We start from the raw sequence: 19,877 nt of genomic DNA, 5'->3' as shown, positions 1-19,877 counted from the left end.
GCTTTGACCTATGAATGGAATTACTCCGGCAGGAAAGTGATCACTGCCCGGCGATTGCGCCGCCGTCCCTCCTCGGTACCATTCGTTGCCTCGGGCTGGCTCTCGCCCCGGGAGGAAACCTCGATACGATCGGCCGGAACACCCTGGCTGACGAGCAGAGACTTGACGAATTCGGCGCGACGGCGACCGAGATTTAGGTTGTCGGCCGGGGTGCCGATATCATCGGTGTGGCCGACGATGCGCACCCTACCCTTCCCCCGGGCGATGTTGCGGGCCATCTCCGCCAGGTACGCATCCACTTCCGGAGAGATGGTCTCGGTCTCGGAATTAAAGGGAAAGCGCAGCTTGAATTCCGTGGAACTCAGCTGAATCACTTCCGCCTCCGCTCCTGCGCCCCCGCCCGCAACCACGCGTCCGGTATCGGGAACCATTGAAGTGTCGACCGGAGGGGGATCGATCGTTTTCTCGGGTCGGGCCGAAACGGTCTCCTCCGCTACCGGGAGAGCGGCGAGTGAACGGATACAACCGTAGTAAGTCGCGAGGTAAAACACGAACCAGGCGGCGGCCATGCATAACACGCGCAGGGGAGTAGACATTAGCGCTGTGGATTTTGGTTGCGGTAACCCAATATAATCATCCGGGCGCTTAAGTGTCCTAAATTCTTACCTTTGTCGGTCAAAGTTGAAAGTATATGTTTGATAATCTGAGCGACCGCCTCGAAGGCGCCTTTAAATCGCTGACCGGCGACAATAAGATTACCGAAATCAACGTCGCAACCAGCCTGAAGGAGATCCGCCGGGCCCTGGTTGCCGCTGACGTGAACTATAAAATTGCCAAGGAATTCACCGACAAGGTGAAGGAAAAGGCCCTGGGTACGGAGAACGTACTAAAGGCCGTCAAGCCGGGCCAGCTGATGGTCAAGATCGTCCAGGACGAACTGACGGACCTGATGGGCGGACAGTCCGTCGGCATCAACGTCAAGGGGGAGCCCGGCGTAGTGCTGATCGCCGGTCTGCAGGGATCGGGTAAGACCACCTTCAGCGGCAAACTGGCCAAGTACCTGAAGGAAAAGCGCAAGATGAAGGTGCTGCTCACCGCCTGCGACGTCTACCGGCCCGCGGCCATCGACCAGCTTACGGTCCTCGCCGGACAGGTCGGCGCGGAGATCTACAAGGAGCCCGAGAACAAGAACCCGGTAGAGATCGCCCTGAAGGCCATCGACTTCGCCCGGCAGAACAAATTCGACGTCGTCATCGTCGACACCGCCGGCCGCCTTTCGGTCGACGAGAAGATGATGCAGGAGATCAGCGACGTACGCGAGGCCATCAGCCCCAACGAAACGCTCTTCGTCGTCGACTCCATGACGGGTCAGGATGCGGTCAACACCGCCAAGGCCTTCAACGAGCGCATCAACTACGACGGCGTCGTACTCACCAAACTCGACGGCGATACCCGCGGCGGTGCGGCCCTGTCGGTGAAGTATACCGTCGGCAAGCCCATCAAATTCGTCAGCACCGGCGAAAAGATGGACGCCATCGATGTTTTTTACCCCGACCGGATGGCCCAGCGAATCCTGGGCATGGGAGACATCATCTCCTTCGTGGAGCGCGCCCAGGACCAGTTCGACGAGGAGGAGGCCAAGCGCCTGGAGAAGAAGATCAAGAAAAACAAGTTTGACTTCAACGACTTTCTCAGCCAGCTGGCTCAGCTCAAGAAAATGGGCGACATGAAGAGCCTGCTCAACATGATCCCGGGCATGTCGAAAGCCATGAAGAACATCGACATCGACGATTCCGCCTTCGGTCGCGTCGAAGCCATCATCTACAGCATGACGCCGCAGGAACGCGCCGACCCCGCCCTGCTGAACATGAGTCGCAAAAAGCGGATCGCCCTCGGCTGCGGACAAAGCATGGAGGATGTGAACCGTTTCATCAAGCAGTTCGACGGCATGCGGAAAATGATGCACAAAATGTCGAATAACCCGATGATGGCCCAGATGGCGGGTAATTTTAAGGGCGGGAAGCGGCGGTAATCGCGCTCAACCGGTAAAATTTTATCCAGTACTGCCCGATCCTGATGGTCGGGCAGTATGCTGTCTTTCAACCATTTGCGGACGATAAAATCCAATTTTTCGGCATTTTATCCCCCTTAGCAGGTGGTTTCTATCCATAAATAATCGCGTTGGGTTCTGTCATTTCGGTGATAGGAATCATTCAACGCTATGCAACACTTAGAGAGGCGAGTTCGGCAGCGCGTCTGCCAACACAGGGGCGGGGCCGCGGATGCCGTCCAATTCCGCACACCAAGCCGATTACGCAATAGCGATCCCGGGATCGCGCGATCCCGTCGTGCCCTGCCGGTCCGTGACCGGTCGGCATACCCGGCGGAGCGGATAGAAGAATATAGTTTTTGGCATTGAAATGCGTCCGGATTTAATCACCTAATTACACCTATTTATTTGATTTTCAATCGCTTGCATCACTCAACCTTGCTTTACCTCCACTATTTTTCACCCGCCGGTCTTGTTCCGGCACAATTTAACGCACTATGAAATTCATTTTTACCCTATTGCTTTGTTGCCTCTTCGTTGGGCAGGCGGAAGTCTCCGCCCAGGAGTACAAGACGGCCGTCGGCATCCGGCTGGGTTCGCCCCTCGCGCTGAGCCTCAAGGCCTTTCCCTTCAACGACCACCTGGCCATCGAAGCGATGCTTGGCTACCGCAATCGCAATTACTTCGGCTACAAATACAGCCAGTACAGTGCCGGGGGGCTGCTGCAGTGGCACGGTGATCCCCAGATCCTGGACGGCCTGCGCTACTACATTGGGGGTGGCGCCAGTGCCTACGTCTGGAAATGGAACGACGACATCTTCGGCGACGGCTCCAGCGACGTTCGGGTGGGGGCTCACGGCAATATCGGCCTGGACTATGCCTTCCCGGATACCCCCATCAACGTAAGCATCGACTACGTACCCACCTTCTTCGTGGGCGAGGAATACCTGGAGAGTTCCTTCAGTAGTCACTACGCCCTCAGTGCCCGGTACGTTCTCGGACGGTAGGACGTGGCAGTATTCATGATCCCCGTACTGGGTACGGTAATTCCAACATTATCCGAGCATACTTACCGTGGGAAGATCATCGATGCAAACCCATTTACCGGGAGGGAGAACAAAATCAGCTTTTAAAGCATAACAATTGGGGTATTAATTCGGCGGATGCTTGCCGTTTTAACATCCATATCGCATCTTCATAGGTAGGTTAATTGAATTTGTATCGCCTCACGAATGCTATAATTCAATAGCGGGTGAGCGATGCCGGCTCAGTACCTCCCTATCCCGTGGAGTATCAGCATCCGTTTCACATTGTTATCGACGGCAAGGCTTGCCTGGGTAGAGAGCTGGGTGACCTTTGCCGTCATTTTGATTTACTGACTGAGGACCGCGCCAAATCGTTTCGGCAGTATTTGGCGTCCCCCTTTTTCGGGCACAGCAGCCGGTTATCGGTCCTGTTTCCTATCCTCTACCAAAAAAGTAAGGGGACGGCAAGTTTTTTACAGGGTAAGGCACTGGTACGGAAACTCTTTGCGGGGGGGAACTGTCCGGATCCCGAACGCGCCATCGCACAACTCATCCGGCAAATGATTCAGGCTATTCTGAATTTTTTGGCGGTATTGCGGGTGCAGAGCTGTCCGGCACAGCGGGACAGGCTGCTGGTCGACCAGCTCGACGGCTGCACCCACCCGGAGATATACGTGAAGGCAGTGGAGTCATGGCGGTCGAGTATTGCCGAATTGCCCCTGGGATCGGAACGAACGGTACAGTCCTGGAGGGCAGAGCACGCCGCCCACTTCTCGCTTTCCGTACGTAAGGATCGACAGGTGCAGAGTGAGCCCGCACAGGCCATGCAGCGGTTGCGGGACGTATACGACCTATACACCGCACAGTACGGTATCGAAAGAATCAACCGCGATCGGATCTTCGGAAGCACCGAGGCAGCCGTGCACAATGCTCCAATCCACGACGAACACCGGCAGCTCATTGAGCTCTACCGCTTGGTCGAACCGCTCGTAGCGGGGCCGGAAGACGGCGATTACGCCACCTATCAATCCTTCAGGGAAGGTTTCATGGCACTCCATCCCCGACTCAGTCGCCACCATTCCCTTGTCTTTTACCTGTTGATCAACAATTACCTCTGCCGGAAGAATCTGATTGCTCCACACGGCCTGGACAAGGAGTGGTCCTTCTGGGTAAACTTCATGCTCGACCACCGTCTGTACGAGGAATATCCGGCCATTACCCGGAAGTTCTTCAATAATCAATTGCAAATTGCTTTCATCATTGGTGAGATCGGCCTCGCTGAGAAACTCATTGAGCTACTGAAGCACAAACTCACCTTTCACCAGCGACAAACGACCCTGCTGTTGGCCAATACCATGCTGATGTTTTACCAGGACAAACACCGGGCCGTCATTAAACTGCTGGGAAAATTGGGAACTGACGAACGGGTACACGAACACCTGGACGACGAAGGACTTCGCTTTATCTCCCTAAGGGTCCGCAGCGCTCTCTGCCTGTACATTAACCTGAACGAATACATGGACGAATTCGCCCGGGCCATGAACAATTTTCACAGCCTACTTAATAGCCGTACAACAAGGGTGAATGAAGAAAAAATACAGTACTTCAAACGATTTGCCAACATCGCACAGCGCATATATACCCTGAAAAATCAGCACCGGCTTACGTTGGAATACGATAAAATAATGGGGTTGATCGAAACCGATCAACCCCTGCACGCCAGAGAGTGGCTGCAAAGCCTCATGCTACACTTCCGACCGGGGCTTAATTTACGGGGCCGAGAAGTCCGCCCCACCCTGAATCGCAAGGAACCGTGGCTTAATCCACGATAATGTCTTCAGTGACAATACCGTGAAAAAAGAGATCAAGCAGAAATTGCATAGCGAACGAATTGAGGTGAAAAAATCAGTGTCACCTCCGTTTGCTGCGGTCAATCTCAATTTGTCATCGTAGGTCCCATTTATTTGATATTATTTTTCACAGACTAGTTACAACGACTGCTCCTGCGTACCCGCCCCCATTCTTATTCAGAGACACCCCCCCCACGCCCCGTATATGTTCCGAACCAATCCGTTTTCTCGAGGCACTCCCCCCCTGGCCCGGATCATTGCCGCTCCCGATCGCTACACCCTCGAAGAAATACGCGATTCCGTATTGCAACTCATTGCTAAGTGGTACCGCCAGCCGATCGGCCGTATTTCCCGGTTGGCCCATACATCACCTTCCGGGGGGCCAGCCCTGCAGGTTGCCACCGGACTGGCGGGCGGCATTAAATCCGGTACACTCACCGAAATCAAGCGGATCAAAGGAACCTTTGCCCGTCAATTCGATAACCGCCTGCTGTCGTGCGTGCGCCAGGACCCCGTGCAGCGGGAAAAGATCTTCCGCTACTGGTACGAGACCTTCCGCTGGATGGTCGACCGCGACGGGGAAGCCAGCCGGAGCTGTCCGCAAGCTGCGAACCGCCTGGACGCATACCATAATGCCATGACCAGTCTATACCAAAAGGCGCTCGACCCCGCCTTCAGTTTCGAACGGGGATCCGGCATCTACCTGCGGGCGGTTTTTCGTACGGAATGCGCCTCCCAGTCCCGGCATCGCCTCACCCACAAGGAACACATGGAACGGGCGGCTACGGACATCGACCTTACCGGATTCGATCAGGGGGTAATTGCCCGGCTGACGTTCCCGCCGCCCGTCCTTACCCAGGAATCACTGGACCACATCAAACACCACCACCGCCGTTGCTATACCCTGCTGCATAAGCGATACCTGGGCTACTCATATGAAGAACTTGCCGTAATTTTCAGGAAGACAGCCGGTTCCCTGAGGAATGAGATTTCAAAATGCCGCAAGGAATTGCGCGAGCGTTACCAAAGTACCTAAGCATGTCCGAGGAGGAAAAACATAGGCTGATCGATCAGCTGCTCGATCAGCGCATTACCCCTGCGGAGAAAAAACTCCTCTCCCACGAACTCGAAACCGACCCCGACCTGGTGGAACAACTGCGCTTCGAACTGGCACTTCGGCAGTCGGTACAGCGAGACTACGTGGCGGAGTTGGAGGAAGCATACCAGGAAAAGAACGGCACGCCCGTACGGTCCCTTCGACTACGGTGGGCCCTAGGCGCGGCCTGTACGGTGGCGGTCATCATCCTGGCGGTAATGTACTGGAACAAGCAGGACGGCTACCTTTTTTCGCCCGAGGAAGGAACCGAATTACTCGCCCGGGCAGTATCCTACGAAAATGAGGTAACCCGACAGATCGGCATTACCGCGGGCGGCGACAGCTGGGAAAACCAGTTGCTGCGGGCCGAGGGACCGCAGGACTACCGCGACGCGCTCGCCCAACTAAAGGCGGAAATTGCTCGGGGGCGGCCCTGCCAAAATGTACGCTACGAATACTTTGCCAGCCTGCTGGAGCTTTACATCAGCCGGGACCTCCGCAGCTCGGAGGACCATTTAGCATGCGTCCGCAACAGCTCCGATCCACGGTTCAGGGACCAGCTAATGGTTCCCCAAATTCTACTGCTCCTCGGCAAGGGCGAGCGGAGCGCCGCAGCCGAGCTGTTCGATTCAGCCGATCTACCCCCCGGCAGTCTGCCGCCCGAAGCTTACCGACTGCTTAGGGCAGTCTCTGCGGAGTAGGAAATGTTTGGATCGCCGTAGTAAACCAGGCTGGCCCACCGGGCGGGATCCTGATCGAAGTTGCAGCTTCGGTAGGTCAGCTTTGCCATCCGCAGGGCCCGCGCGGCCGGGTAGCGGTCCACAATCCAGTACCGGTGAAACAGATCGAGCACTTCGGGGTAGACGTTGTCCTGTAGCAGGTCGTTACCACCGATCACGGCCGTAGCGCCGGCAAAAAGCAGGGCGCGGGAAATACTCTTCTCTCCCTCATTAGTAAAGGCCGTGCCCCGCCCGCTTTCGCAGTTGACGGATAGCACCAGGTCAGCTTTCAAGTCGGTATCGTAGATGTCCTGAGTGGTCAATCTACCCTGCTTCCCGCTGCTGTCCGGATAGAACTGAAGGTAGTACCGCTCGGGCAGGATCTCGTCGCTGTGCCCGTGCGCCGCTAACATCACGTAACGTGAATCGCCGTATTCCTCGATCACTTCCCGGTCAGTTGCCCGATGGACGACCCGGTCGTTGCCGCCGGAGTAGTAGGTCGACGCAAAGTCACGAATTGCGCCACCCAACTCGTCGAGGGGGCTAATTTTACGTCCGCCGACCGTGAACTCTCCGGTCGCCGCGAAGACGCCCCAGCGTTGTTCGGTTTTTTGGCGGCTTTCCCGGAGGTCGCGTCCGGAAAGGAGGGTCGAAAGACTGTAGCCGTACACTACGTTGACCCGATCGATCACCAGTTGGTGACGCGTCCAGCTAAGGTGATCGACCACCGGCCCGACCGGAAGAATCGAAAAGTCTATCCCGGCGAGGGCCTTATCGCGCACGACCAGCACGGTATTGAGCCCTCCCTCACGTGCGAGCCAGTCGAGCGGACCGGCAACCAGGTGACGAAAAATTACTTCCGCCTGCCGCAGCTTGTCGTAGCCGGAGGCCTCCCCTCGGCTTATCTCCCCGATCGCGGCATTCAGCTCAGCGGTAACAGGTACCCGAAACTGGGTTTTAGCCGCCGGGGCGATCACCGAGATAAAAATCTCCCCCCGGGCGTAAGCATAGTCGATGGCAGCCGTCTCCCGGTCGAGCAGTCGTTGCTGCACCTCGGCCGAAGTGAGGCGATCGAAGTAGCGCATATCCGTATACAATTGTCGCGCGGGACCGGTGGACTGGCTACGAAGACTGTCGTAATAGGCGATAATGCGAAGACTCGAACGGATGGTCTGGTCGGCATCGCCGGCACCCGCCGCCGCCCGGAGCGCCCGCACCATTTCCTGCTCCCGCTGCTGCAGCCGTTGGTATTCCTGACCGTGCGCGAATCGGTTCTGCCGCTTTTCGTACGCCAACCGTAGCACCATGCTCTTAGCACGGTCCGAAAGGCTGAAGAGCTGTTCGTTAAATCCAAGGGTATCGGAAGCGGTCGCTCCGACGGACCCGATCACGCTCATCGCATCCGAATAGTACTCGCGGTAGTTGCCCCCCAGTATCTCCAGGTGGGGCTCCATCTCCACCTGCGCCACGAACCGTTCGTAGTCGTTTACCGCAATTTCGGCATGCTCCCTCGCCATCCGCAGCAACTGGGTATCCCGTAGAAGCCGTCCACAGTCCCGTTGCAGGAGCGCGAGCGTGCGGGGCAGCAGTACGCGGTACTGCCGCAGACCGGGGATGCTCTCCTCTACGGTGGTCTCTTCCAGGTACCTCAGTACCGTTGCGTACTCGGGTGAGGAAATCCAGCCGCATTCCCCCCGCGTACGTGCATCGATGAGCATTCGCTGCACACGCAGGGCGAGGGCCATGACGTAAAACACACTGCTTTCCGGCATGGAGAGCTCGCTTACCCAGTGGGCGGATTGGCTTCCTAGGCTGCTCAGTTCCGGTTCGAAGTAGAAGTCGCTGCCGAGCCGTAGCGCCAGTTCGTTCATTAACATGAGGTAGCGCTCTTCTCCCTCCAGCCCCAGGCGGCGAACCGCCGTGAAAGTTTCGGCCAGTTCGTTGTTGGCCCGGGTAGCCAGCGCCAGGGCCCGTACCGTATCACCCTGGTACAGGGCGGTTCGGGCGTTGAAGTAAGCGTTGCGGGCGTTGAGGTAACGGAAGCCCGCGACGGTGGACGTGTCGTTGTTCGTCTGCAGGCAATTCATGCTCGACTCCATCAGTCGATAGGCCGCCGCCAGTTCGTCGTTCCGTAAGTCCGGACGGTTGAAGCGCGAGTAGATTGACGAGAGATTGAGGTGGTCCTTCAGTGCATCGACCCGGTATCCGTTGGCCAGATTGAGATCGAGTGATTTGCGGGTGAAGGCGATCGCGGGGGTCGGGCGGAAGGTGATGTCGTACGCTATGCCCAACAGATTGTAGTGGTAGGCCAGTTCGTAGTCGCGTTCCGGCGAGGGGGCAACTTCCCGCTCCAGCTTTTCGGCGGAGGCCCCCATCACCACCGTACTGCTGTCCCAAGCCAGGCGGTTTTGCAGGTCGATTGCCTGCAGTCGGCGGGTGCGGGCGTAGTAGATCGTTAAGCGGGGATCGGGGTGGTTGTCCAGGCTATCCGCTATCCGGCCCAGTCGCTTCAGGGTATCCACGGGCAGTTGGGCCATAATATCCCCTTCGTAGTGCCGGTGGATGCCGTTGAGCCAGCTTACCTGCTCGGTAAGCCGTTCCGTTAGTCCGGTGGGTACTGCCAGCTCACGGGGGGAATTGCACGCTTCCGCGCCGTCGGGTTGGCAAGCATACAGCAGGCCAATCTGGAATAGGGCCGCAAGAATAAAAAAATTATACCATTTCATTGGGGAGGTGTTCGTCGGTGTTCACCTCCAAATTAAGCCGGTTGAAATAGATTTTTAACACCAATATCACCCCCGTTTTCCGGGCCCTTGATTTTGGCCTCCGATCCGAATTGTACCGAAAAGCAAAAAATCTGTCGGCGCTATACTATTTCGCTGAGTTTAGGGTTTTACTAGGGATTCTAAGCAATTTGGAATTGTGTTGCATGGCTAATGCCGATGCAAAGAAGTGTTTGTTCATAGTGTCTCTCTCAGTGTCGGTGCTCATCCCAGCTAGTTTTGTGGGAATGAGCACCGGCTCCGCTATTTTTAGGAGTATGCTATTGAACATATCCTGCCCTACTTAGACCGCATTCCTCCATCCGGTCTCCCCAAAGTTACTTACCTACTTCCACGTCGCGGATCGCTCCGATCCCCACGTTCCACAGCTTCTTGTTTAGGGCGGGAACGCGGGAGCCAAGTAATTCCTGCGCTTCCGCGCGCAATGATTCCCACTTCTTGTTCAACTCGGCCAATCGCTCGCGGGTAGGCGTGTTTACGCGGGGCAGGTCGCTCTCGGCGTGGTTAAGGACGAAGAGGTAGTTGGCCGTAAACTTGTTCTCGAAGTTCTCTACGTCGTCGTAGGCTTTTGACTTCCGTTGCACCATGCGCTCGTCCCAGTCTTCCAGATCGGCTACCAATGCAGCGACCTCCGATTTCAACTCCGGCGAATCCTTAACCCCGGGCCGCTTTGCTACTTCCTCCAGGTCAGTCTGTACCTCCAACAGGTTATTGATCAGGGTATGCATCTCGTTGAGGTTCCGCTCGGCATCCATCATGAATTCGTGGTATGCAGTGTAGTCCGCTGCAGTGAGCGCATAGCTTGGATTTTCCCGAATGGTCGCGGTCGTGGTATAGATCTGTGTTGGTGTCCGCAATTCGATTTGGTAGTCTCCGGGGGGCACTTTGTGTCCGCGGAAGCTTCCCTCGATGTAGGCGGTCGGCGCACCGAGCAGGGGCGCGTACCGCTGGTCCCACACGAATCGGTTCAACCCTTCCTTGCTGGAAAGGACATCGGGAGCGGGGGGGCCACCAGGATACTGTTTGACCGATTCGTCTTTTTGATTATTGATCTCCCGAACCGTTTCTCCCGCGGCATTCTTAATGGTCAGACTAACATCCGCGGAATCGGGTAATTCCGGCAAGTTGTAATACAGCACTACGCCACCGGCCGGATTTACCCCCTGCAGCGGGTCCGTACCGTCGAACTCCGATCCGTTGCCGTCCATACCGCTCCTCGTGTTCGATACCATTGCGGGCGCGGGCTTGAACAAGCCAGCCCGGGGCTCACCACCTTGGTACTGCCGCACCAGCTCCAGGTCATCCAGTATCCAGAAGGCACGGCCGGAGGTAGCGACGATGAGGTCATCGTGGGCGATCTTCAGGTCGGTAATGGGAGTGAGGGGCAGATTGAGGTTGAAGCGCTGCCAATCCTTGCCGCCGTCGAAGGAAATATAGAGGCCCGTCTCGGTACCCGCGAAGAGCAGATCGCGCCGCTCGGTATCTTCCCTGACGACCCGGGTGTACGCTCCGTAGGGCAGGTTGCCGGTGATGTCGGTCCAGTTCTTCCCGTAATTGGTGGTTTTGAGCAAGCGGGGGGTGTGATCGTTGAATTTGTACCGGGTGGTGGCGATGTAGGCCGTACCGGCGTCGTGGGGCGACACGTCGATGGCGTTGACCAGGCATTCCTCCAGTCCGGAGGGCGTGACGTCGCTCCACTTTTCACCCCCGTCGCGCGTGAGTTGCACCTTGCCGTCGTCGGTCCCCACCCAGATGACGCCGGCTTCGTGGGGGGAGTCGGTGACGTAGCTGATGGTCCCGTAATTCTCGGCACCGACGGCCTCCACCGTGTAGGGTCCGCCGCCCTTGATTTGTTTGTCCTTCTGGTTACGGGTAAGGTCGGGGGAGGCCTCTTCCCAGGTCTGACCGAGATCCCGCGTGCGCAGCAGGTGCTGGCTGGCGTGGTAGTAGGTATCGGGTTCGTGGCGCGACCGGATGATCGGCGCGTTCCAGTTGAAGCGGTACTTCATATCGCTGGCGGCGCGGCCCAGGTACTGGATCGGCGCGGCCATGATGTTGGTGCTGGCCATCGATTCGTTGTCGAGCACTTCGATGGTGCCCAGGTAACTGCCGCCCAGTACGTAGCGAGGATCGTCGGGATCGAAGGCCAGGAAGGCGCTTTCTCCACCGGCGGAAGGGTGCCAGTCGGATTCCGAGATGCCGGAACTGCCCGGCGACCGGCTGGCGATGGATACGGAGGTATTGTCCTGCTGCCCGGCATAGATGCGGTACGGGAACTGGTTGTCCACATTGATTCGGTAAAACTGCCCGGTGGGCATATTGTCCTGGGTCGACCAGCTCTCCCCGTAGTTGAAACTGATGGCCGCGCCGCCGTCGTTGGCGATGCAGAGGTTGCGGGGATTGTCGGGGTTGATCCACAGGTCGTGGTAATCGCCGTGGGTGCCGCTGAGGGTCTCCCAGGTAGTGCCGCCGTCGATGGAGCGCAGGGCGGGAGCGCTGAGTACGTACACCACGTTCTCGTTGCTGGGATCGACGAACACTTCCGTGTAGTACCAGGCCCGCTGGGTGAGCCGGTTGTCGTCGCTCACTCGGGTCCACCTTGCTCCCGCGTCGCCCGACACGAAAAGTCCGCCCTTGTCCGCCTGGGAATCGCTTTCGACCAGGGCGTAGACCTTGTCGGTGTTCGAATGGCTCACCGCGATGGCCATTTTACCCTTCTCCTCCGGCAGGCCTTCCGTCATTTCCTCCCAGCTGGTGCCGCCGTCGGTAGATTTGTAGAGACCGCTGCCCGGGCCGCCGCTCACGACCTGCCAGGGTAGGCGTTGGTGGTGCCACATCGCCGCGTAAAGCACGTTCGGATTGGAGAGGTCCATGGATAGCTCGGCCGCTCCGGTGAGGTCATTGACGTAGAGCACCCGTTCCCAATTTTCGCCCCCGTCCGTAGAGCGGTAGACGCCCCTTTCCTCATTCGGCCCGTAGAGCTGGCCCTGAGCGGCTACGTAGACCAAATTCGGGTTAGTAGGATGAATGATGATGCGGGAGACGTGCTGGCTTTCCTTCAGACCCAGGTGGGTCCAGCTTTTGCCGCCGTTGGTGGATTTGTACACCCCATCGCCGTGGGAGGTCATAACGCCGCGCGGAGCGTGCTCCCCCATACCAACGTAAACGATCTGCGGGTTGCTTCGCGACACGGCCACTGCGCCCACCGAGCCGGTTCCGAAGTAGCCGTCGCTGATGTTGCTCCAGTGCTGACCGGCGTCCTCCGTTTTCCATACCCCGCCGCCGGTGGTGCCCATGTAGTAAGTCAGAGGATCGTTCACGACACCGGTAGCGGTGACCGATCGACCGCCGCGGAATGGACCAATGCTGCGGTACTTCAGGGGTGCAAAGAAGCGGGTGACCTCGGAGGTATCGGCGGGACCCTGGGCGGATAGCACGGAGAGAGTCAGGAAGAGTGGGAGAAGCAAAAGAATTCGTTGCATACGTTGGCGTGATTTCGGGCGATAAGGTAAACACAAGCCGGTGAAGTCGGAAGCTTCCCTGTTTTCTGCATTCCTTACCTTTGGTGGTCACAAGTCGTCACGCATGAACTCCCCACGTATCATCTGTTTTGGAGAAGTCCTCTGGGATATGCTCCCCGATCGCAACATCATCGGCGGAGCCCCCCTCAACGTCGCATACCACGCCGTTCACCTGGGTGCGGAATCCGCGGTCGTCAGCCGGGTCGGTGACGACAAGCTGGGCCGCGATCTGGTTGACTTCCTCAAGCGCAGCGAGGTGAATACCGAACTTATTCAGACCGACCCGCGTCGCCCGACCGGAACGGTACGCGTCACCTTTCCCACTCCGGTGTCCCCGGTCTACGAAATCGTGGAGGGCGTGGCCTGGGATCATTTGCAGTCCTCCCCCGGGATAGAGGTAGCGGTGGCCGGTGCTTCGGCACTGGTCTTCGGCAGCCTCGCCTGTCGCACCGAAGAAAATCGCCGGCTCCTCAGAGATTTGCTGACGCGGACGGACTGTGCCGTCTTTGACATCAACCTGCGCAAACCGTTCTACGACAAGGCCCTGATTCTTGACTTGCTCAGTCGGACGGACATCCTGAAGCTAAACGACGAAGAACTGGAGCTGGTAGCCGAATGGCTCGACCTGGAGGGGACCTGGCAAGAACAGCTCGAACAACTTTACCGGCGCTATGACCTGCATGCCGCCGTACTGACCATGGGCGCCGACGGTGCCGCCTGCCTCGATTCTACGGGGCTGAGTATGCAACCGTGCTATGCCGTAACCGTAGCGGATACCATTGGCGCGGGCGACACCTTTCTCGCCGCCTTCCTGACGCGCTACCTCGCCGGGGAACCGGCAAGCGAGGCACTTGACTTCGCCGTAGCCGCGGGGGCCTTTACCGCTTCGCAGACGGGTGGCACACCCGAGTATACGGTAGAGCAGGTCGAAGAACTGCGATCCGGCGCCGTGTTGTAACCGACAATCCTTAGCTTGGTGGCACACTTTATTCTATGATCCGCCAGCTTACCCCCACCCTACCCACTTTCGTTGCTCTTTTGCTAGTCCTCGGCTCCTGCGCGCCGCCGCCCCCCGAGCCGCCCGCTGCCTTCGGGGCCGTCCCCTCACAGGCCCAGCTGGACTGGCACGAAATGGAGACCAATGCCTTCATTCACTTCACTACGAATACCTTCACGAACCTGGAATGGGGCTACGGGGACGAAAGTCCGGCCATCTTCAACCCCACCGACCTGGACGTGGACCAGTGGATGGAAACCCTGCAGGAAACCGGCTTTAAGGGGGTGATTCTGACTTCCAAACACCACGACGGATTCACGCTCTGGCCAAGTGAATACACCGATCACTCGGTAAAACAAAGTCCGTGGGAGGACGGACAGGGCGACATCGTAAAACTGGTCGAGGAATCCGCCCGTAGCCACGGCATGAAATTCGGCGCCTACCTCTCCCCCTGGGACCGCAACCGGGCCGACTACGGCGACTCCACCTACGTCACCTACTACCGCCATCAGCTGCGGGAGATCTTTGAAAACTACGGCCCCATCTTCGAAATGTGGCTGGACGGAGCCAACGGCGGCGACGGTCACTACGGCGGTGCGGACGAGACTCGCCGGATCGACGGAGAGCACTACTACGACTGGCCGACCACCATCAACATGGTACGCGAGCTACAGCCCGAGCCCTACACCATCGTATTCAGCGACGCCGGCCCCGATATTCGCTGGGTGGGCAACGAACGCGGCGTGGCCGGGGAAACGAACTGGAACACCATTGACCCCGATACCCTCTACGCCGGGAAAGCGGGCATTACCGACCTCCTGAATACTGGAACCCGCGGTGCCGATACCTGGATCCCGGCCGAGGTCGACGTATCCATTCGCCCGGGCTGGTTCTACCACGCGGAGGAGGACAGCCTCGTCAAAACGCCCGAACAGCTCTTCGAAATTTACCTGACCTCCGTTGGACGGGGTTCCGTGCTGCTGCTCAATATTCCCCCCGACCGCCGCGGACGGATCCACGAAAACGACGTCGCCTCCCTCCGCGCCTGGCGGCGGATGATCGACTCCACCTTTGCCGAAGACCTTGCGGCGGGTGCGGAGGCCACGGGAGACGCCTTTCGCGGCATGCACGAGGAGTACGCACCGGGTCAGGCACTCGACGACGATTCGGAAACCTACTGGGCTACGGACGACGGGGCCACCAGCGGTTCACTCACCCTGACCCTGGCCGAACCCGTCGAGATCGGCTACGTCATGCTACAGGAACCCATCAAACTCGGTCAACGCGTGGCGGGATTCCGGGTACTGGCCGAAGTAGACGGGGAAATTCAGGAAATCGGAAACGGCACGACGATCGGCTACAAACGGATCCTACCCGTGGAGCGCGTCACCACCGATAAGCTGACCATTGAAATCACGGATGCACTGGCGGCTCCGCTACTGTCTAAAGTGGCCGTGTACTGACCCTCCCCTCTAACTCTTCGATTTAGTATCCCCGCTTTAGATCGACGAGGTATTCCAGCGGCTCTCCCTTGCGGTACCGCTTTAGATTACCGACGAAGCGGTCGATGATGCGTCGATTTTCGTCCGAGGCCCCACCGGCACTGTGCTGGGTGAGGATCGTGCGTGGTGCATCCCAGAGCGGGTCGTCGGGGGGCAGTGGTTCCGAGCCGGTGACGTCCAGTACCGCCCCGCCAATTCGGCCAGCCCGTAACAACTTCAACAGGGAGGTCTCATCGATCAGGCTGCCGCGACCGACGTTAACCAGAATGCATTCTTTGGACAGCAAGGACAATCGATCGGCATCGAAAAATTGCACGGTTTCCTTCGTTTCCGGCAGTGCGGCGATTACGATATCCGCCGCAGGTAAACGGGCATCGAGTTCTTCCCGGGTATAAAAGTCCGCGCCGGTGCCCTCCCGGTGCCCCATGGTGGCTACCTCACAGCCAAAACCACCCAGCAGCTGGCAGATCGTGCCCCCAATATCTCCGTGGCCCAGAATGATTACGGTACTTCCGGTCAGTTTTCCCAGATGCGGGCGGATGGCCGCGCCGCGCCAGTGCTTCCCTCGCTTATCGTCGACAAAGGTGGGGATGCCCCGTAGTAGTGCCATTATTCCGGCTACGGCCGTCTCGGCAACTGGGGTACCGAAGATGCCAGCGCAATTCGTCAGCGAGAAGGATAAGTCCCTGTCGTGCAGTACCGTATACGCCTGAAATCCGGCGGAAGACAGCTGCACCCACTGCAATTTTTTGTTCGTAGCCAACCAGTCGACGGGCGGGTTCCCGAGTACGATGTCCGCCGTCCGGAAGGCCGCCTGCCGTTCCGGTTCGGGTAGGTCCTGTTCGAGGTGAAGGGGCTCACCTTTGGTGGCGCTGCGCAGGTAGTCGATCTCGTCGGGACTCAGGTGCAGCTTGATGTATAGCATGGGCGTCGGTTGGGCAGGATAACGGCTGGACGGCCAGCACGGTTTCCGTGTCCTTGATAATTTGCGGGGACGCAGGTGCCGTGGAATGCAGCAAGAGCATCACTTCCAGGTTTCCGCCGCTTCCAATTCGGCCAGGTTCGGTACCCGGGAGGCGATCGACAGCGACTCCGTATAGAGGGCATTCAGATCTCCCAGGTCCAGTTCGGCACCTTCCCGTACGAAGACGGGGGTTTTATAGGCCGGTGCATCCACGGTGACGTACTGACCGCCCGCGTAGCTCGTTTCGGGATTCCAGGCATCGACCCAGTTGGTCCCTTCCGGCAAGTACAGCCGGTGTTCGGTCTTTCCCGTCTCCCAAATGATGGACACGAGCAGGTCGGGCCCGAACAGATAGGTTTGCCAGTCGTTCCAGGCCTCCGGTTGACTGGGGTATTCGAGGAAGAGGGGGCGTGCGATCGGCGTACCTTCTTCCCGTGCTTCGACGGCCAGATCGCTCACGTAGGGCACCAGTTGCATCCGCAATTTGGAGTACAGTCGCCAGGTGGCAATGAGTTCGGGATCGTAGACGGGCTCGTCGGGATTGTTCCAAAGGCCCTCGTTGTTGGTAGGCCCCGTCTCCATGATCGGTGAGAAGCAGCCCAGTCCCAACCAGCGCTGGGTGGTCTCCTGGGAAAAATCGCCCCAGTAGCCGCCGACGTCCGAGCCCCAAACGGGGTAGCCCATGACCGCGCAGCGTTGGAGTCCGATGATCGCCGAGCGCAGGCCCTCCGGCTTGCCGTCGGTATCGCCGGCCCACATGCTCCCGTACTTCGCACTACCGGTGTACTGCGCACGGGGAAAGAGGACAAAATCATCACCGAGCACCGGCTGAACGGCTTTGTGGGTGGCTTCCACGTACTGCCGGGGGTAATCGTTGAAGTTCTCCCGGTAGGTAGTGCCTGCATGGGTGGTGAGGTGCAGCGAGTCCTGTAGTTTTTCGCCGTCGGCACGGTCGAGTTTAAATCCCTTCACGCCCATTTTGGCCAGCTTGCCCGGACCGTGCTCCCCCCACCAGTCGACGGCCTCGGGATTGGTAAAGTCCATCAGCACCTGGCGGGAATCCTTCCAGCGGTGCCCCTGTAGATCGTAATCGTGCTCCTCGGCATAGTCTGCCATTTCTCCCATCACGAAGGGTCCGATCCAGAGCATCAACTCGATGCCGTTGTCGTTGAGCCAGTCGATCATGCCCTCGGGATCGGGTAGCCGCTCGGTGTCGAATTCGTAATCGTCAAAGCCGCGCACCCCGGGTCCCCAGGGACGGTCGATCCAGACGGCGGTCGTGGGAATATCGTAAGCCTTCATCATGAGTACGTCCTCTACGATGTCGGTGTTGAAGGGCGCGGTACGGGGCGTACCGTCGTAGTAGGTGGCTTCATTGAAGTGCTCGTCCCGCCACCGCCAGGGACCCAGCGCCCAGTCGGGTGGGACAAGGGAGGGACCGGTTTCCAGGGCGTGCTGCTGCACGATATCCTTCACGGTTTTGCCGAGGTACAATTGGACCTCCAGTTCGGGTCCCTCGAACGATACCTGCACGGTACTGGGGGCAGAACTCGCGAAGTCGAATACGCCGGGCCAGGTGCCCCGGGCAAAAAAACCGTAGCCCGCCGAGGAAATATAGAAGGGGGCGTAGGCGGACACGGTGGGCTTCAGGTGCATTTCGATGCGTTCGCCGCGCAGGTTCAGGCCGGTAGTGATGCCGTCTTTCCAGGATTCATCCTGGGTGCCATCCACCACGCGTTCGAATATGCCGGTGAAGTATTCGTCCGGTTTGGCGGCCAGATTGATCATCCACTGGTGGTGCCCCTCCAGGTCGCTGTCGGCGGTCAGGCGTAGCGCGAGATCGTCCTGTTCCCGGGACAGAATCTCTAGACTTACCCGCCCGGCTTCCGTGTCCCACTGCAGCGTTTCTCCGTCCTGATTGCTATTTCGCTGGGGCTCCCCGGTTACCCACACGGTGGTGCCACCGCGATCAAACCCGATGCTGCCCACGGTAGCGGATACGGCCTCGATGACCACCGAGTCTCCGCCGGGGTTGTACAGAGCTATTCGGGGAAAGCCTCCGTCAGCAGTAGATACGGAAACGACAGTTGGCTCCTCTTCCGCACCGCAGGAACCGAAGAGGAGAAAGAGTACGGCGAGAACAGAAAACCGAAAGGCGTGCGACACGGAATAAATCATAACAGGTGTATTGGGGTACTGAAAAGGGGGGGTTATCGGGAACGCAACTCAAGGGTATAGATCTCGGTACCGGCGAGCAGAAAGGCTCCCAGGCCGTAGTCTTCGAAGTCGGGAATTTTGTCGTAGCTCAGGGGCTGGCCGTCCTTCGGCTCCTTGCCCGTGCTCTGGACGTAGCCGAGAAATCCGTTGTCGTGCAGTGCATCATTTACCATGGCGTTCCATCCCTTAGTGAGGGCCGGCAGGTAGGTGGATCTATCCAGCAAGTTGTGGTTGATGCCCCAGGCCATTCCGTAGACGAACATGGCCGTACCGGAGGTTTCCTTTCCACCGAAGTGGGTGGGATCGTGCAGGCTCACGTTCCAGAAGCCGTCTTCCCGCTGCACCTTGGCGATGGCGGCCATCATGTCCCGGAAGTCCTTGATGTATTCCTCCCGGTGGGGATCGCTTTCCGGCAGAATCTCCAGCACCCGCGCCAGCGCCATAATCACCCAGCCGTTGCCCCGCGACCAGTAGGAGTCCTCTCCGTTGGGTTCGGTGTAGGGGGGGTCGAAATCGGCGTCGCGCCACCAGAGGTGGTCTTCCGGATTGTATAGTCCGTTGTCCCCGTGCTCCTCCTTAGTGAAGCGGTACATCTCGTACATGCGCTCGAAGTAGGCCGGTTCATCATACATCACCCCGAGTTGGGCGAAGATGGGCATGCCCATCTGGATGGCGTCGATCCAGTTCCAGTCGTCTACTTGATCGGTACGCAGCATGCTGTCCACGGAAGCTTTGATCGCGGTGATTCGCTCCGGTTGGGGATCGATCTGGTAGAGCTCGATGTAGGTTTGTCCGGCCGCCTGGTTGTCGGCGTTGCGGGTATAGGTTTCCCCGTCGCGCAGGTCCCATTCGTGAAAATCCGCCCAGTCCGTGGCGTACTTATAGTATTCGGGTTGGGGATCGATGCGGTGCAGGGCCATCAGGCCTTCGTAGTAGACGGCCCGCGTCCAGATGTTGCTGGCCCGTGACTTATTGGTCACGATGCGCTTACCGGTGTCCGGCCACTTTTCCATAAAGTAGGCATTGGCGCGTCGAAGTTGGTCCAGCGTCCGTTCCGGAGGGGGAAGTTCGGCGGTGGTCCGACAGGCGCTGAGCAGCACGGGGAGCAGTAGGAGCAGGAAGTATTGGATAGTTGCAGTGCGCATGGGGTGAA

General features: G+C 58.5%; 13 protein-coding genes. 7 read left to right on the top strand and 6 right to left on the bottom strand.

The window, feature by feature from the left end; translation table 11 throughout:
- Positions 1-20: 20 nt before the first annotated feature.
- A complete protein-coding gene (locus GGR28_RS18010; RefSeq protein ID WP_183497224.1) occupies positions 21-596 on the bottom strand; it encodes an OmpA family protein in 576 nt (191 codons plus the stop codon).
- Between the two features lie 95 nt (positions 597-691).
- On the opposite strand from GGR28_RS18010, the gene ffh reads away from it, so the two are divergent.
- The 5 genes from ffh to GGR28_RS17985 all read left to right on the top strand — a co-directional run bounded on the left by ffh (position 692) and on the right by GGR28_RS17985 (position 6,722).
- Positions 692-2,032, top strand: a complete 1,341-nt coding sequence (gene ffh / locus GGR28_RS18005; RefSeq protein WP_183497223.1) for a signal recognition particle protein — start codon at positions 692-694, stop codon at positions 2,030-2,032.
- Between the two features lie 515 nt (positions 2,033-2,547).
- Positions 2,548-3,057 carry a hypothetical protein gene (locus GGR28_RS18000; protein WP_183497222.1) on the top strand — a complete coding sequence of 170 codons (510 nt, stop codon included), beginning with the start codon at positions 2,548-2,550 and terminating at the stop codon, positions 3,055-3,057.
- Positions 3,058-3,335: 278 nt separating this feature from the next.
- Positions 3,336-4,907: a hypothetical protein gene (locus GGR28_RS17995; RefSeq protein WP_183497221.1), complete on the top strand. Its 1,572-nt coding sequence runs from the start codon at positions 3,336-3,338 to the stop codon at positions 4,905-4,907.
- Between the two features lie 223 nt (positions 4,908-5,130).
- Positions 5,131-5,961, top strand: a complete 831-nt coding sequence (locus tag GGR28_RS17990; RefSeq protein WP_183497220.1) for an RNA polymerase sigma factor — start codon at positions 5,131-5,133, stop codon at positions 5,959-5,961.
- A gap of 2 nt (positions 5,962-5,963) precedes the next feature.
- Positions 5,964-6,722: an anti-sigma factor gene (locus tag GGR28_RS17985; RefSeq protein WP_183497219.1), complete on the top strand. Its 759-nt coding sequence runs from the start codon at positions 5,964-5,966 to the stop codon at positions 6,720-6,722.
- Here the strand turns inward: GGR28_RS17985 and GGR28_RS17980 are convergent.
- Positions 6,689-9,466, bottom strand: coding sequence for a CHAT domain-containing protein (locus GGR28_RS17980; RefSeq protein ID WP_183497218.1), 2,778 nt, complete (start codon positions 9,464-9,466; stop codon positions 6,689-6,691). The two genes, GGR28_RS17985 and GGR28_RS17980, sit on opposite strands and share 34 nt — an antisense overlap.
- Before the next feature lie 374 nt (positions 9,467-9,840).
- Complete coding sequence (locus tag GGR28_RS17975) at positions 9,841-13,005, bottom strand: VPS10 domain-containing protein (RefSeq protein ID WP_183497217.1); 3,165 nt, start codon at positions 13,003-13,005, stop codon at positions 9,841-9,843.
- Between the two features lie 103 nt (positions 13,006-13,108).
- On the opposite strand from GGR28_RS17975, the gene GGR28_RS17970 reads away from it, so the two are divergent.
- A complete protein-coding gene (locus tag GGR28_RS17970) occupies positions 13,109-14,002 on the top strand; it encodes a carbohydrate kinase family protein (protein ID WP_183497216.1) in 894 nt (297 codons plus the stop codon).
- Between the two features lie 35 nt (positions 14,003-14,037).
- Positions 14,038-15,504, top strand: a complete 1,467-nt coding sequence (locus tag GGR28_RS17965) for an alpha-L-fucosidase (RefSeq protein WP_183497215.1) — start codon at positions 14,038-14,040, stop codon at positions 15,502-15,504.
- 22 nt (positions 15,505-15,526) lie between these two features.
- Here the strand turns inward: GGR28_RS17965 and GGR28_RS17960 are convergent, their stop codons facing one another.
- From GGR28_RS17960 to GGR28_RS17950, 3 genes are all read right to left on the bottom strand, one after another.
- Entirely contained in the window at positions 15,527-16,468 is a 942-nt protein-coding gene (locus tag GGR28_RS17960) for a D-2-hydroxyacid dehydrogenase (RefSeq protein WP_183497214.1), read from the bottom strand.
- A gap of 99 nt (positions 16,469-16,567) precedes the next feature.
- Positions 16,568-18,685: a TIM-barrel domain-containing protein gene (locus tag GGR28_RS17955; protein ID WP_183497213.1), complete on the bottom strand. Its 2,118-nt coding sequence runs from the start codon at positions 18,683-18,685 to the stop codon at positions 16,568-16,570.
- A 32-nt stretch (positions 18,686-18,717) separates the two neighbouring features.
- Complete coding sequence (locus GGR28_RS17950) at positions 18,718-19,869, bottom strand: glycoside hydrolase family 88/105 protein (RefSeq protein WP_183497212.1); 1,152 nt, start codon at positions 19,867-19,869, stop codon at positions 18,718-18,720.
- Positions 19,870-19,877 lie beyond the last annotated feature (8 nt).

Source organism: Neolewinella aquimaris (assembly GCF_014197245.1).
Lineage (GTDB): Bacteria > Bacteroidota > Bacteroidia > Chitinophagales > Saprospiraceae > Neolewinella > Neolewinella aquimaris.
Note: the sequence above shows the minus strand (reverse complement) of the source record. Positions and strands in the feature narration are given on the sequence as shown.